This window comes from Streptomyces inhibens, assembly GCF_003389455.1.
Taxonomy (GTDB): Bacteria; Actinomycetota; Actinomycetes; order Streptomycetales; family Streptomycetaceae; genus Streptomyces; species Streptomyces inhibens.
In genome coordinates, this window is record NZ_QUAC01000073.1 from 61778 (window position 1) to 76359 (window position 14582).

The following is a 14582-nucleotide window of genomic DNA, read 5'->3' on the forward strand; positions in this document are numbered from 1 at the left end:
GCGCATCAGGTCCTGCTGAGTTCGCACGGGGTGCGTCCGGGTGCGGTGCGTCCGTGCCTGCAGAGTTCATATGCATGCGCTTACGATCTGCGCGAGCACATGAATTGTCAACGGGTATTTTCTTGGCCATGGCCGAGAACACAGCCGACAGGGGCACCACATCCGGGGGACGGCCGGCCCGTCCCGACCTGGCGGCGATGATCGTGCCGTTGGGCCGGGCCTTGATGGCCGCCGAGCAGCCGGTCCTCGACGCCCACGGCCTGACGATGTGGGCGTATTCGGTGCTGCTGCACCTCGACGAAACGCCGATCCGCACCCAGGCCGCGCTGGCCGAGGCCATCCGGGCGGACAAGACCCGCATCATCGCCGTCCTCGACGACCTGGAGGAACGGAAGCTGATTCGCCGCCAGCCCGACCCCGGGGACCGGCGGGCGCGCCTGCTCTCACTCACCGGCGAGGGCCGACGGCTGCGCGACGCCGTGCAGGCCGCGATCCAGCAAGGCGAGGAACGGCTGCTCGCCCAGCTGCCGGCCGCGGACCGCAACGGATTCCTCAGGGGCCTGCAGGCCCTGTCCACGCTGCCGGAGCTGATGCCGAGGAAGCCCGGACGCGAGACGCGTTAGGGCCCGCCCGACGGGTCAATGCCGGACAGGCCCTGGCGCAGCTCGCGTAGGGGGACGGTGCCGACCGAAGCGACGTGTGGCCGTATCGGTCGGCACCGGTTGACAGCTGTGGGATTACTTCCAGTAGCCGTCGCCGCTGCCCCAGCCCCAGCCGCCCTTCTCGCAGCCTTCACTGAAGACCGGGCCGACATGGTGGAGGACGCCCGCGGAGAGCCAGCACGAGGCGTGGTGGCCGTGGCCGTGGCCGCGGTGGTGGTGGCGGTGGTGGTCCTTGCCGTTAGCCAGGGCGGCGCTCGCACCGCCCATGACGATGGTGGTTGCCAGGGCGCTGGCTGCGATCGCGGCGCGGATGCGCATGTCTGCTCCTCAGGAGGATCAAAGGGGTATATCGACCTTTTCAGGGATCACCTTCACAGAACCTCCCAAAACCTGACTCGCCATTAATTGCGCGAGTCGGAGTAACCGACAGCCCTTTTCGTGAAGTGCGCGGCGGGTCGCGGGTCGCAGCGAGGCCGAACGGGCCGGATCAGGGGATCCGCACGCTCAACGCGTAGAGACGGGTGGTCTGTTCGCTCGCCATGGATCCGCACCGCCCCTGCTCCGGCGGCTCCCGCCCCTGGTCGTCCTCCACGGCCGGGCGGTGATGGGGCGTCAGTCCGCGGCCGCCCGGGCTCCCTCCGGCGGATGCCCCGCCAACTCGCGTACGGGCGGTGTGCTCGGGCGCAGGCCGAGCACCACCAGTGCCACGGCCACCGCGAGGAAGGCGGCCAGCACCGCGAAGCCGGTCACGCTGGATCCGGTGGCGTCGGTCAGCCAGCCCACCAGGTAGGGGCCGGCGAAGCCGCCGAGGTTTCCGAGGGCGTTGATCAGGCCCATGGCGACGGCCACCACCTCGAAGCGCAGCAGCTGGCCGGGGATCGCCCAGAACGGTCCGTACGGTGCGTAGAGCGCGGCGGCCGTCACACACAGCAGCAGCATCCGCGGCAGCGCACCGTCCACCGCCTGTCCGAGCAGCAGCGCCGCGATGCCCACGACGAGGGGGACGGCCACCGCCTGGCGTCGTCTCCCGGTGCGGTCGGACCAGGCGGCGTTGGCGATCATCACGACCAGCGCGACGGTGAACGGAATCGCGGTCAGCAGCCCGACCTCGGTGGACGATCCGGCGTGTGTCAGCTCCTTGATGACCGACGGCAGCCACAGGTTGAAGCCGTAGAAGCCGGTGATCCAGAAGAAGTAGACGCCGATGAGGACGAGGACCGGTTTCTGTTTGACCGCGTCGAGGTACGAGCCGCTGCCCGCCGTCGGCTTCGCGGCCTCGTCGGCGGCGATCGACCGCTCCAGGTGGTCGGCCTCGGCGCGGGAGATCCACCGGGCCTGCGCGGGCCGGTCGGCGACCGCGAACCACCAGACGACCGCCCACACCAGGGGCGGCACGCCCTGGAGCACGAGTACCCAGCGCCAGCTCGTATGGTCGAGCATCCAGCCGGACAGCGGTGCCATCAGCACCGAGGAGAGCGGCAGACAGGCCATCCACAGCGCGTTGGCGCGGGCGCGCTCGCGCAGCGGGAACCACGAGGCGAGCAGGATCAGTACGGCGGGCCAGACGCCGCCCTCGAAGAAGCCCAGCACGAAACGGGCCACGTAGAACTGCGATGTGGTCTGTACGAGACCGGAGAGCGAGGCGGCCAGCCCCCACGCGAGCATGAGGATGAGGACGGTTTTCCGGGCGCTCCAGCGCTGGGCGAGGATCGCGGCCGGGATCTGCAGAAAGACATAGCCGACGAAGAAGATGCCGCCGACCAGTCCCTTGTCGGCGTTGGACAGCTCCAGGTCGCCGTGCATGTAGGGGAGGATGACGGAGACGTTGTTCCGGTCGAGATACGCCAGCATGTACATGATCGCGGCGACCGGGATGACATACGCCCAGCGCTTGGCGGGGGTCGCTTGCGGGGTCGGTGGTGGGGTGACGTCCGTCATCGGGCGGCTGCCGTTCCGTAGGTGGCGCGGATCCGGTCGGTGAAGCGGCTGAAGTCGGCGGCGGCGCGGAAGGCCGCGGCCATCGTGCCGTGGGAGGCGCGGCCGCTGCCGGCGATGTCGAAGGCGGTGCCGTGGTCGACGGAGGTGCGCAGGATCGGCAGGCCCACGGTGACGGAGACGGTGCCGTCGAAGTCGACGGTCTTGGCGGGGATATGACCCTGGTCGTGGAAGTGGGAGAGCACCCCGTCGAAGCGGCCTTCGAGCCCTTGGTGGAAGACCGAGTCGGCGGGGATCGGCCCTACGACGCCGAGACCTTCGGCGGCCGCCTTCTGCACGGCCGGACGCAGCACGGTGATCTCCTCGTCGCCGAAGTGACCGCCCTCGCCGCCGTGCGGGTTGATCGCGGCGACGGCGAGCCGGGGCTCGTCATGGCCGAAGACGCGCAGTGCGGTGGCCGCGTGACGGATGCTCGCCATGACCCGTTCCTCGGTGATCTGGTCGAGCGCCTTGCGCAGGGCGAGATGGCGGGTGGTGAAGAAGATTTTGAGGCCGCGGACCACGAACATGGTGTCGAAGTGTGCGGCGCCGGTGAGTTCGCCGAGCATCTCGGTGTGGCCGAGGTGCTGCGAACCGGCCGCCCAGATCGCCTCCTTGTTGATCGGTGAGGTGACGACGCCGTCGACCTCGCCGGCCAGCGCGGCGCGGGTGGCGGCCTCGATCGCGGCCACGGCGGAGCGGCCCGCGACCGCGTCGACCGTGCCCCAGGGGAGGTCGGCGGGGGCGATACCGAGGTCGAGCACGTCGATGGTGCCGGGCTCGAACCGTGCCTCACCGGGCGCGCCGACCGCGTTGATCTCGACGTCCAGGCCGCAGACGGCCACCGCGCGGCGTAGTACGGCGGCGTCGCCGACGGCGAGTCCGCGGCCGAGCGCGATGGTCGCCGGGTCGGCGAGGGTACGGGCGGTGATCTCGGGGCCGATGCCGACGGGGTCGCCGAGGGTCACGGCGAGGAGGGGCAGCGGGCGCTCGGGAGTCGGCCGATGGCCGGCCGTCGGCTGATGGGTCGTCATAAGGTCGCCTTTCGGGGTGCGGTGTTCAGTTCGCGCTCAAGGTGGTGCCGAGGGTGTGCCGGGTGCAAGCCGCACGCAGATGTTCCAGGCAGTCGCGGGCGGCGTCGGGGCCGCCGATCAGACCGCCCTTCGTGGCGAAGAGCAGCCCGTCGTGGGGACCGCCCACCAGGTGCCCGGCGATGGCCAGCGGCAGCACCTCGGTTTCGATGGCGAAGCCGTCGGCGCCCAGTGCGAAGGTGACGGCCTCGGCGACATCGCCGCCCGATGCGTACAGGCCGCCGGGGCACAGCTCGGTGACCGCGCGGCGGGCGACCTCGGCGAGGCAGCGCAGGATGCGTGCGGCGGTGCCGGCATCGGGTACGGGAGTGGTGCCGGTGGCTGCCGTCCGCAGGTCGGGGGCCACCCGGACGCCGAGCACCGTGGCGCCGTCCTCCGCTGCCGCGCGCAGCGCTGCCAGCACCCGGTCGGGATCCGGGTCGGCGGGGTCGAGGTCGGCCCAGCGGGCGCCGAGCGCCGTTTCCGTATGGGCGAGTTGGGTGCGGGTGCGGTCCGTGACGCTGCCGACGACGGCCAGGATGCGGGCGGGGGTGCCGCTCTCGGGCCGCAGGCCCAGTTCGGCGGCGAGCGCCGCGCCGAACGGCCCCGAGTCCAGTGCGACCCAGCGGACGGCGTCCTCGGCGGCGAGGCGGGCGGCGGCCACCGCGACCGTGTGCAGATGCGCGTTCTCGGTGGCATCGCAGACCACGATCTCGGCCCGGCTCTCCCGCAGGGCCGCCGCGACCGCGTCGGGGCCGCGCTCCACCACGTCCAGCGTCAGCTCGTCCGTGGTGCGCCTGCTCTGCGCTCCCAGCACGGCCGCGACCCGGGAGTGCCGGACGGGGTCGAAGGGGTCGCGCGCCACGGCCGTACGGGTCAGCGGTACGCCGTCGACGAGGTGCAGGCCGCCCACCGTGCTGCGGCCGGCGTCGGGGAAAGCGGGGACGGCCAGCGTGCGGATCCGGGCCGCGGGCTCGCGCGCGGCGAGGCAGTCCGCCACCGCGTCCAGTTCGCTGCCGGGGTTGCCGCGCAGTGTGGTGTCGACGCGCTTGACGATCAGGGGTGCCTCGCCGGCGGTTTCGGCGGCGGCCCGGACGGCGGCGTAGGCGCGCGCGGGGGGCCAGTGCCGGGAGGCGGTGTTGACGACGAGGACGTCCACCCGGTGCGCGTAGCGCTCCACTTGGGCGAGCGCGCCGACGGTGACGGCCCGCAGGCCCAGTCGCGCGTAGAGCGCACCCGTTGCGTTGCTTCCGGTGAGGTCGTCTCCGATGACGAGCACCTGGGCCACGAGGTCTCCTCCCGTCGGCTCCGGTGCCGTTGCGGACCTCGGCTCCGAAGTGACTGGACCACGCATTTTTGTTGCGTGGTTCACGCAGTTCAGAGTGCGAGTCGGCGAACGGGCTGTCAAGAGGTGTGCAGGGGGGCGTGCAAGGCGGCGTCCCCGGCCGCGTGCCCGGCCGCGCCTTTGGCGTCGTCCCCGACGGTGCGCACCGACCAGGCCGCGTCCGTGAACGCGGCCAGCTGCCGCTCATCGCCCCCGGAGAGCAGGCCCGTACCGGCGGGCATCGCCGCCCAATAGGGGAAGCCCCCTCCCCCGCCGAGCTTGGAATGGTCGGCGAGCACCCAGGCGGCACGGGCGCACTCGGCCATCGTCTCCTTCAGCGCGGCCTGTTCGAGGTCGGGGCAGTTGATACCGCGGCGGGGATCGAGCCCGTCGACGCCGAGGAAGGCGATGTCCGGGGTGAGCCGGCGCAGCGCCTGTTCCGTACGGGTGCCCAGCAGCGACTCGTTGGGGCGCCGCAGCCGGCCGCCCAGCACCACGACCTCCACCTCGGCGTCGGCCAACTCCACCAGGGTGGAAAGGCCGTTGGTGACGACGGTGATGTCGCTGCGGTCGCGCAACTCATGTGCCAGCCGGGCGACGGTGGTGCCCGCGTCGAGGAGCACCACATCGCCGCTGCGGACCAGCGCGGCCGCGGCGCGGGCGATGGCGTCCTTCTCGCCGCGCTGCTCGCGCTCCTTGTCGTGCCAGGAGCGCTCCACCGCACGGTGGTCGACCGCTCCGCCGTAGGTGCGGGTGATCCGGCCGAGTGCGGCCAGCGTCGCCAGATCACGGCGGACGGTGGACAGCGAGACATCGAACTCGGCCGCCAGATCGTGGACGCTGATGTCGCCCGCGCCGAGCAGCTCCACCATCCGCTCCCGGCGGCGCCGGGTGGCCGTGCGTTCCCCACTGGTCACTTCACTGCCCGCCTCTGTGTGCCGTCGCCCGTCCGGCGCCCTCGCCGGAGGCTCCTCAAGTTGCACGTTTCGCGCAACTTGAGGCTAACAGTCGTCAAGCGGACCGCGAAGGGGGCCGCGGTCAGGCGAGAACCTTGGCCTTTGCCTTCTGGAACTCCTCTTCGGTGATGTCGCCGTGGTTCTTCAGTTCGGCGAGCTTCGCCAGGGAATCCGCGTGCCGGCTCGCCTCGTCACCGGTCGGCACCGTCTCCCGGAGGTAGGCCTGCAGCTGCTTTTGCTGGCGTTCGGCCCGTTCGGCCTCGCGTTCACTCATCCCCTGGCCGCGCGCGATCACGTAGAGGAAGACGCCGAGGAAGGGCAGCAGAAGCACCACGAGGAGCCAGCCCGTCTTGACCCAGTTGTTGATGTCCCGGCTGCGGAAAATGTCACTGATGATCGTGAACAGCAGGACCAGCCACATGACCCACAAAAAGATCAGGCACATCGTCCAGAATGCGTTGAGCAACGGGTAATCCATCACGGCCTCCCTCTGATCCGAGCCGTGCCGTCACCTCAAGGATCCCCGTCGTCGGCCGCCCCCGCGACCAGATCGCCGTCGGCGAGCGCCTGCTCCGTCCAGATGACTTTGCCGCTGCTGGTGTACCGGGTCCCCCACCGTTCGGCGAGCTGAGCGATCAGGAACAGGCCGCGGCCGCCCTCGTCGGTGGTGGCGGCCTGGCGCAGGTGCGGCGAGGTGCTGCTGCGGTCGGAGACCTCGCAGATCAGGGAGGTGTCACGGATCAGCCGTACGCCGATGGGGCCGGCGGCGTAGCGGATGGAGTTGGTGACCAGCTCACTGAGGATCAGCTCGGCGGTGAACGCCTCCTCCGCCAGCCCCCACTCGATCAGCTTGCGGACCGCAGCGGCCCGTATCTGCGCCACTGCCGAGGGGTCGGGCGGCACGTCCCAGTCGGCGACATGTGCGGCATCCAGCACCCGGGTGCTGGCGACGAGCAGCGCGATGTCGTCGCTGGGGCGCTCCGGCAGCAGTGCGCCGAGCGCGGCCTCGCAGGTCTCCTCCGGTGTCCGGCCCGGGCGGTCGGTAAGGGTGCGGCTCAGCAGCGCCATACCGTCGTCGATGTCCCGGTTGCGGTCCTCCACGAGACCGTCGGTGAAGAGCACCAGGCGGGTGCTCTCGGGCAGCTGCCGCTGCCAGGTCTCGAAGGGCAGGCCGCCGAGCCCGAGCGGCGGGCCGCCCGGCACCTCGGCGATCTCGGCGGTGCCGTCGGGCCACAGCACCACGGGCTGGACGTGCCCGGCGCGCGCCATGGTGCAGGTCCCGGCGGCCGGGTCGTAGATGGCGTAGAGGCAGGTGGCTCCGGTGACCGAGGCCTCGGCTCCCCCGGCGCCCTCGTCCTGGTCGATACGGGTGACGAGTTCGTCGAGGTGCCAGAGGATTTCGTCGGGCGGCAGGTCCAGGTTGGCGAAGTTGTGGACGGCGGTGCGCAGCCGGCCCATGGTGGCCGCGGCGTGCAGTCCATGGCCGACGACGTCGCCGACGACGAGCGCGACCCGGGCGCCGGGCAGCGGGATGATGTCGAACCAGTCGCCGCCGACGCCGCCGAGCCCGCTGTGGCCGGCCTGCGCGGGCAGATAGCGGTACGCGGCCTCGACGGCGTTCTGGTCCGGCAGGGCGCGCGGCAGCAGGCTGCGTTGCAGGGTGACCGCCATGGTGTGCTCACGGGTGTAGCGGCGGGCGTTGTCGATGCTCACCGCGGCGCGGGCGACCAGTTCCTCGGCGAGGGAGAGTTCCTCCTCCTCGAACGGTTCGGGCTCCTGCGAGCGCCAGAAGATGACCACGCCCAGGATGGCGCCACGGGCCCGCAGCGGGACGGCGATCATCGAGTGGATACCGTGCCCGACGATCTTCCGGGCCCGCTGGGGGTTCTGCAGATGCCAGCCGCTGAATGCGGTCAGGTCCGCTTCGAGGACCGGTTCGCCGCTGGCGATGCCGACTCCGAGGGAGGTGGCGGGGTCGAAGCGGATCAGATGGCCGACCGGATAGAGGCCGCTGTCCGGTGGGGCGCCGCTGGCGGCGGTACGCCGCATCTGGACGCCCGAGCCGCCGGTCGGCGCGGGCTCCTCGCCGACCAGCACGTCCTCGGCCAGATCGACGGTGACGACGTCGGCGAACCGGGCGGCGGCGAATTCCGCGAGCTCCTCGCAGGTACGCCTCACATCGAGGGTGGTGCCGATTTCGGTGCCGGCGTCGTAGAGCAGCTTCAGGCGGCTGCGGGCCACGTCGGCCCGGCCGGTGAGTGCCCGCAGCTCGGTGGTGTCGCGCAGCGTGGTGACGCTGCCGGGCGGCCCGCCGACCTGGTCCGTCAGGCGCTGGTTGACGGCCAGCAGCCGCTCGCCGACCGGGTGGACCTCGTCGGTGATGACCCGGCCGGAGGCCAGCAGACGGGCGGTGGCGGGGTCGAGTCCGAGATCGGCGATCTGGCGTCCTTCGACGTCCGGCGGCAGATCGAGCAGCCGGCGCGCCTCGTCGTTGGCGAGCAGCAGCCTGCCGTCGCCGCCGATGATGATCACGCCTTCGCGTACGGCGTGCAGCACCGCGTCGTGGTGCTCGTACATCCGGGTCATCTCGGCGGGGCCGAGGCCGTGGGTCTGGCGGCGCAGTCGTCTGCTGACCAGTGCCGTACCGCCGGTGGTGAGGAGGAGGATGCCCGCCGCGGCGCCGAACAGCAGCGGGAACTGGTCGTCGACGACCCCGCTCACCCGGTTGACGGTGATGCCGGCGGAGACCAGGCCGATGACCTTGCCGTCGTGGCCGAAGACCGGCACCACGGCCTGGACGAGGGGCCCGATGGTTCCGGTGATCTTCTCGGTGACCACACCGCCGGCCAGCGCCGGTTTCAGCGTGCCGACGAACTTCTTGCCGATCCGGTTGGTGATGGGGTGGGTGTAGCGGATGCCCTGGGTGTTCATCACGACGATGAAGTCGACCTCGGAGCGTTTGCGGGCGGCCTCGGCCCGCGGTTGCAGCACCTTGGTCGGATTGGGGCTCTTGAGCGCCTGCTCGATGCCGGGCGAGTTCGCGAAGGATTCGGCGACGGCGACCGATCTGTGCAGGGCCTCGCGGTCTCCGGCGGCCCGGGATTGCAGCACGAGCGCCGCCATGGCGGCAGCGACGAGCAGCACCACGATCGCGACCTGCAGGAGAAAGACCTGACCTGCGACAGTTCGCATCCTGAGAACCGAACGCGGGCGGCCGTAGCGTCCGGCCATGTCCTCTTTCTACACCTCCCGCATACGGTGGGCGAGCCGCGCAATGCGGAGCGCAGCAGCCGCTGGGGCCCGTGTCGCGCCGGACGGCCTCACGGGCTGTCCGAGGATGGTCCCGTGATCCGGGGCCGGGCGCCAGAGGGCGGCAAGACCCCTCGGTAGGTTTTACTGCCGTACATATGCGACGTCTTCGACGAAGGGGACATACGCACCGGTCACATTGCACCACCACACCGGGGACAAATCGCCCAGGAGCCGGATGGTTCATGTAACTCTTCCCACAGGTCCGGCGGCTTGCCTTGCCGTGGTCTGCCGGTCGGGTGAATCACGAACCGGCACAACATGCCTGGTCAGCCCCGTTCGCCGAGGGGTCGGAACCGGAGTGGGGGTGGCTCAGAGCTCCCCCTTGCCCACGCACGGGCCGGCTTGGCGGTATGAGACGTTCGGGGGCATGCATGTTGCAGAGGAGATCCGTGCCGAGGCGGCCGCGCTCATCGACCACCACGCGCTCGGAGTATGGAAGCCCAACGACGCCGACCGGCAGGCCGCCGTCGCGCTGTTCCGCTTCCTCGAAACCGGTCTGCCCCTCACGGGCGAGCAGATCCGGTCCGTCCTGGCACACGCGCAACCGTCGGACGGAACCGGAGAGCGGCTGCTGCGGCTGCTGCTGATGACCGCCGGGCTGCTCGACGACACACAGCTGGCCGACGGCCCCGCCGGACGGGACGCCGTCGACCACGTATGCCTTCTGCTGGACGCGCTCGCGCTCTCCCGGCCCGCCGACCGGTAACAGCCATCCGGTAAGACCGGTCACGGCCGACCGGTAGCCGACCGGTAAAAGAAGAAGGCCCGCCCGGGCAGAAGCTCCGGGCGGGCGACTCCAGCGGCCGTTACGGCCTTACACAGGCACCGATGCGGTGGCGGGCTCCTCGACGGAGGCCTGCCCGTCCTCGGGGACCGAGATCACCCAGTGCGTCTCCTGCCGCGGGCGGAGATAGCAGGCCCAGTACAGCGCGGCGGCGGCGACGATGGCGCCGGTGATGACCAGGCTCTTGGTGCTCTGCTGGCAAAGGACCCAGGCCAGGACCACGATCAGCAGCGCCGGGATCGCCGGCCACAGCGGCATCCGCCAGGCGAGCCGGTGCTTGTGCTCACCACGGCGCGAGACCAGGGCGCCCAGAGCGACGAAGACATACATCGCGGCGACGGCCACGCCGGTGACCTCGCTCAGGGTGTCGAGGTTGACGAAGCACAGGGCCGCGCCGGGGACGCCCACCGCGAGGGTGGCCGCCCAGGGGGAGCCGAAGCGCCGGCCGACGTGCGAGAAGGCACGGTTGACGACCGTCGGCCAGGCCGCGTCGCGCGCCGAGGAGAAGACCACCCGGGAGTTCTGGATCACCATCACGATCGCCGCGTTGATGATCGCCAGGGCGATGCAGAGGCTGACGAAGGTGCCGACGCCGGAGTTGCTCCAGTTCTGCACCATGCCGGCGACATCACCCGCGCCGAGGGTCTTCAGGTCGGGGGCGCCGAGGGTGATCGCGACCACCGGGATCAGGACGACGGCCGCGCCGATGGCGAGGGTCCACAGCACCGTGCGGGAAACATTGCGGCGCGGGTTCTCCATCTCTTCGGCGAGGTACACGGCGGTGGAGAAGCCCTGCAGGATGAAGAGCGCGGTGGCCAGTCCGGTCACGATCAGACCGGCGGTGACGGCCGTGGTGTGTCCGTGTCCGGCGTCCATCACGGGGTGGACGAGCACCGATGCGGACCGGTGGGTGTGGGTGAAGCCGAGGAAGGCGACGACCGCGCAGGCCACGACCTCCAGCACCAGGAAGATGCCGGTGATCCAGGCGTTGGCGCGCAGGTCGAGCAGGCCCATGGCGGTGGCCAGCAGCATCACACCGGCGGCGGTGTACTGCGGGTCGAGATGGATGATCGGCGCCAGATAGTCGGCGGTGCCCAGGGCGATGATGGGCGGCACGATCATGACGACGATCAGCGAGAGTATGAAAACCAGCCATCCGGCAAGGCGGCCCATGAGGGTGCCGACCATGGCGTACTCGCCACCGGAGCTCGGGATCAGCGTGCCGAGCTCGGAGTAGGTGAAGGCCACCCCGATACACAGCAGAGCCGCGACGGCGATGGTGAGTGCGGTGCCCGTGCCCAGGCTGGCGAACGAGTCCGGCACGATCACGAAGAGTGAGGATGCCGGGGTCAGACAGGACAGCGTGAGCAGGGTGCCGCCGACGACACCGATCGACCGGGTGAGTTTGGGGGCGTGGGGGGCGTCCCCGTCCGTCGCACTGCGGGAGTCCCGCTCAGGAGCTGCGGAGGCAACAGGCGTGTAGGGCATATCTGTTATCCGTATCCCATCGATGCTGACGGCAAGAGGGGGGCACTTTCGGGGAAGAGTGCCGCAAAACGGTCCGAACCCGGAGAGCCACAGGCGCCGCTTTGGTGACCGAATAAAACCCCTGCCGACGACTCACGTCAAGGTCTTGTTAAGGTCCCTGGACAACGAAATCCGTAGCCGAAGGGCAGGCTAGGGGCGCTTATCCATGATTCAGATGCGGCACAGGAGCGGATTTCGCGGCCGGGGGGCCGGAGGTGGATTCTGCTGCGAGCCGCCGCCGAATCCGTTGCGGCTCCGCCGAAACTGCCGGCCTCATTCCTCGTGCGCGTGGACCCGGGCGATGAGCAGCGCGACATCGTCGTGGCCGTGCTCGTCGCGCAGCGCGCCCAGCAGACGATCGCAGAGGCCCTCCAGATCCTGCTCGGACTCCGCGAGCAGCGTGAGCAGGGTGTCCAGGCGGGCGTCGATGGGCTGCTGACGGGTCTCGACCAGCCCGTCGGTGTAGAGCACCAGCAGGTCGCCGTCGCGCAACGGAACCGTGGTCTGTTCAAAGGGGACACCGCCGACGCCGAGCGGGGCGCCGGTGGGCAGATCGAGCAGTTCGGGCGGCCGGCCCGGCCGGACCACGATGGGCGGTAGATGGCCGGCGACGGCTATCCGGCACTGCGCGCGGTGCGGGTCGTACACGGCGTACAGGCAGGTGGCGAAGGCCGGATCGAGGCCGCCGGCGATGTGGTCGAGGTGGCGGAGGACCTCGTCGGGATCGAGATCGAGGTCGGCGAGAGCGCGGGTGGTGGTGCGCAACTGGCCCATGGTGGCGGCGGCGTTGATACCGCTGCCCATGACGTCACCGACGACCAGGGCGGTCTTGTCGCCGGCCACCGGGATGGCGTCGAACCAGTCGCCGCCGACCTCGCTGGCCGCCTGGGCGGGCTGGTAGCGGTAGGCGATCTCCATGGCCTTGGGCTGTGGCGGCCGGTGGTTCATCAAGTGGCGCTGGAGGGTGAGCGCGGTGCGGCGTTCGCTCTGGTACGAGCGGGCGTTGTCGATGCACACCGCCGCCCGGGCGGCCAGTTCCACGGCGAGCACCGCGTCGTCCTCGTCGAACGGCACCGGATTGCGTACGCGGTACAGCGACAGCGCGCCGAGCACCTCACCACGGGCGATCAGCGGCACCGCCAGGTAGGAGTGCAGCCCGGCCTGCTTCAGGTGGGCGGCGCCCTCCGGATCAGCGGCGATATGCGGCAGATCCTCCTCGTCCACCTGGGAGAGGAGCACCGGACGGGCCTCGGTCACGCAGCGGGTGATCAGCCGGTCGGCTTCGTAGGAGGCGATCTGGCCGGTCGGGTCGGCGGCGCGGACGGCGTCGGTGGCGTAGGCCACGGACACCGCGAGCGCCCGGAAGCGGGCCGGGCCGCCGCGGGACAGCGAGGTGGGGCGCCGGCCGTCGAGTACGGCGTCGAGGACGTCCACCGCGGCGATGTCCGCCAGCTCGGGCACGATGGCATCGGCCAGTTCGTGGGCGGTCTGGTCGACGTCGAGGGTGGTGCCGACGGTCGCGGAGGCGTCGGCGATGATGGCCAGCCGCCGGCGGGCGCGGGCGGCCTCGGTGGCGGCCCGGTGCTGCTCGGTGATGTCCACGACCGAGGTGGCGAGCCCGAGTACCCGGCCGTGGGCGTCCTCCAGCCGGTAGTACGACACCGACCAGGCCTGGTCCGCGGTGGGGTCGGCGGCGGTGCGGCCGACGGTGAACTGGTCGAGCAGCGGCCTGCCGCTCTCAAGGACCTCACGCATCCGGGACACGATGACGTCGGTGTCCAGGAAGGACAGGGCCTCCTGGACGTCGCGGCCGATGTGCTGGTCGGCAGGCAGATCGTTGATGCGCTCCAGCGCAGGGTTGACCATGACGAAGCGCAGCGCGGTGTCCAGGACCGCCAGCCCGATGGGCGACTGGGCCACCAGCCGTACCGACAGCGCCAGATCCCGCTCCACCCTGCGCAGTACGGCCTGGTCGGTGGCGATGCCCAGGGCGTAGGTCTGGCCGCGCTCGTCCAGCAGTCGCATATTGCGGAATTCGACCAGCCGGGTGGAGCCGTCCTTGTGCTGGACGGGGAAGACCCCTGCCCAGCTCTCGCCGCCCGACATGACCTGGGAGAAGAGTTGCAGCACCAGGTCGAAGTGCTCGGGTCCGACCAGCAGCTGCGCGGCGGGCCGGCCGAGGGCCTCCTTGGCGCTCCAGCCGAACAGCTGCTCGGCCTGCGGGCTCCACAGGGTGATCCGCCCCTCCGCGTCCAGCATCACCGCGGCCACGCCCAGCACGTCCAGCAGGCCACCGGGCTGCCCCGGTGTGGCCCCGACCGGGGTGGCGCCCTCGGGGAACGCGTCGGTCGCACCCATCCAGGCACTCCTTCCGCCGGTCACCGCTGACCGACAGCCGTGGCGCTCTCCGTACATCGGCCGATTCTCGCTGTGATTCCGCTGCCCTCCATCATCTCTCGCCACGGGACGGCCCCGCAGGGAGAGCGGGATCCGCAGGGCATCGCCGACCCGTGCGCGAGGGAGCATTATCCGCCGCCGTTCCCAGCTCGGCGACCGTGTTGGCGATATTCGGGGCGATGATTCCGGCCGCCCCCGGCGACCGTGACCACGTCCGCCGGCGCCCGGAGGAAGCCGATCGGGAATGCGGGTACCCCGCTCCACGTGATGGCGAAGGAAGACGGGCAGTGGCGCCTGGTGGCCTGCCGGAACACAGAGGCGCTCGGCCGCAGAGGTGCTCGGCGCGTGACATAAGAAGGGCCGCACGGGCCGGGTGAGCTGTGAAGCCGACCTGGGCCCGTGCGGCGTGTGCAGACCCGGCGCGTAAAGCCCTGGTCCATCAAGGACGCCGGGTATCGACAGGTGAGTTACGCGCGCTGGTCCGGCGCTGCGCCGGCAGGCCGGCCAGGAGGCCGGCGCGGCCGCCTGACCGCAGCGACGGGCCGCCGCAGCTGAACGCTGCGGCGGCCCGACTGT

11 protein-coding genes are annotated in these 14582 nt (G+C 70.9%); 2 read left to right on the forward strand and 9 right to left on the reverse strand.

Annotation, left to right across the window (positions count from 1 at the left end):
- Positions 1-128 precede the first annotated feature (128 nt).
- A complete protein-coding gene (locus DY245_RS10110; protein WP_128505746.1) occupies positions 129-623 on the forward strand; it encodes a MarR family winged helix-turn-helix transcriptional regulator in 495 nt (164 codons plus the stop codon).
- 114 nt (positions 624-737) lie between these two features.
- On the opposite strand, the gene DY245_RS10115 is transcribed toward DY245_RS10110, so the two are convergent.
- From DY245_RS10115 to DY245_RS10145, 7 genes are all read right to left on the reverse strand, one after another.
- A complete protein-coding gene (locus DY245_RS10115) occupies positions 738-980 on the reverse strand; it encodes a hypothetical protein (protein WP_128505748.1) in 243 nt (80 codons plus the stop codon).
- 294 nt (positions 981-1274) lie between these two features.
- Positions 1275-2600, reverse strand: a complete 1326-nt coding sequence (locus tag DY245_RS10120) for an MFS transporter (protein ID WP_128505750.1) — start codon at positions 2598-2600, stop codon at positions 1275-1277.
- Complete coding sequence (pdxA, locus tag DY245_RS10125) at positions 2597-3670, reverse strand: 4-hydroxythreonine-4-phosphate dehydrogenase PdxA (RefSeq protein WP_128505753.1); 1074 nt, start codon at positions 3668-3670, stop codon at positions 2597-2599. Before pdxA ends, DY245_RS10120 begins: the two co-directional genes overlap by 4 nt.
- Before the next feature lie 25 nt (positions 3671-3695).
- A complete protein-coding gene (locus tag DY245_RS10130) occupies positions 3696-4994 on the reverse strand; it encodes a four-carbon acid sugar kinase family protein (protein ID WP_128505755.1) in 1299 nt (432 codons plus the stop codon).
- A gap of 116 nt (positions 4995-5110) precedes the next feature.
- On the reverse strand, positions 5111-5947 hold the full coding sequence (locus DY245_RS10135) for a DeoR/GlpR family DNA-binding transcription regulator (RefSeq protein WP_244942958.1): 837 nt from the start codon (positions 5945-5947) through the stop codon (positions 5111-5113).
- 121 nt (positions 5948-6068) lie between these two features.
- Positions 6069-6464: an SHOCT domain-containing protein gene (locus tag DY245_RS10140; protein WP_128505757.1), complete on the reverse strand. Its 396-nt coding sequence runs from the start codon at positions 6462-6464 to the stop codon at positions 6069-6071.
- 35 nt (positions 6465-6499) lie between these two features.
- Entirely contained in the window at positions 6500-9217 is a 2718-nt protein-coding gene (locus DY245_RS10145; RefSeq protein WP_128505760.1) for a SpoIIE family protein phosphatase, read from the reverse strand.
- A gap of 448 nt (positions 9218-9665) precedes the next feature.
- Here DY245_RS10145 and DY245_RS10150 point away from each other — a divergent pair, with 448 nt between their 5' ends.
- A complete protein-coding gene (locus DY245_RS10150) occupies positions 9666-10004 on the forward strand; it encodes a hypothetical protein (RefSeq protein WP_128505762.1) in 339 nt (112 codons plus the stop codon).
- A gap of 108 nt (positions 10005-10112) precedes the next feature.
- On the opposite strand, the gene DY245_RS10155 is transcribed toward DY245_RS10150, so the two are convergent.
- Positions 10113-11570, reverse strand: coding sequence for an APC family permease (locus DY245_RS10155; protein WP_244942959.1), 1458 nt, complete (start codon positions 11568-11570; stop codon positions 10113-10115).
- 312 nt (positions 11571-11882) lie between these two features.
- Positions 11883-13967 carry a SpoIIE family protein phosphatase gene (locus DY245_RS10160; protein WP_128505764.1) on the reverse strand — a complete coding sequence of 695 codons (2085 nt, stop codon included), beginning with the start codon at positions 13965-13967 and terminating at the stop codon, positions 11883-11885.
- Positions 13968-14582 lie beyond the last annotated feature (615 nt).

Coding starts and splice junctions, on each gene's coding strand:
- DY245_RS10140 (WP_128505757.1), bottom strand. CDS start 6,464: ATGGATTACCCGTTGCTCAACGCATTCTGGACGATGTGCCTGATCTTT.
- DY245_RS10155 (WP_244942959.1), bottom strand. CDS start 11,570: ATGCCCTACACGCCTGTTGCCTCCGCAGCTCCTGAGCGGGACTCCCGC.
- DY245_RS10150 (WP_128505762.1), top strand. CDS start 9,666: ATGCATGTTGCAGAGGAGATCCGTGCCGAGGCGGCCGCGCTCATCGAC.
- DY245_RS10115 (WP_128505748.1), bottom strand. CDS start 980: ATGCGCATCCGCGCCGCGATCGCAGCCAGCGCCCTGGCAACCACCATC.
- DY245_RS10120 (WP_128505750.1), bottom strand. CDS start 2,600: ATGACGGACGTCACCCCACCACCGACCCCGCAAGCGACCCCCGCCAAG.
- DY245_RS10110 (WP_128505746.1), top strand. CDS start 129: ATGGCCGAGAACACAGCCGACAGGGGCACCACATCCGGGGGACGGCCG.
- DY245_RS10145 (WP_128505760.1), bottom strand. CDS start 9,217: ATGGCCGGACGCTACGGCCGCCCGCGTTCGGTTCTCAGGATGCGAACT.
- pdxA (WP_128505753.1), bottom strand. CDS start 3,670: ATGACGACCCATCAGCCGACGGCCGGCCATCGGCCGACTCCCGAGCGC.
- DY245_RS10160 (WP_128505764.1), bottom strand. CDS start 13,967: ATGGGTGCGACCGACGCGTTCCCCGAGGGCGCCACCCCGGTCGGGGCC.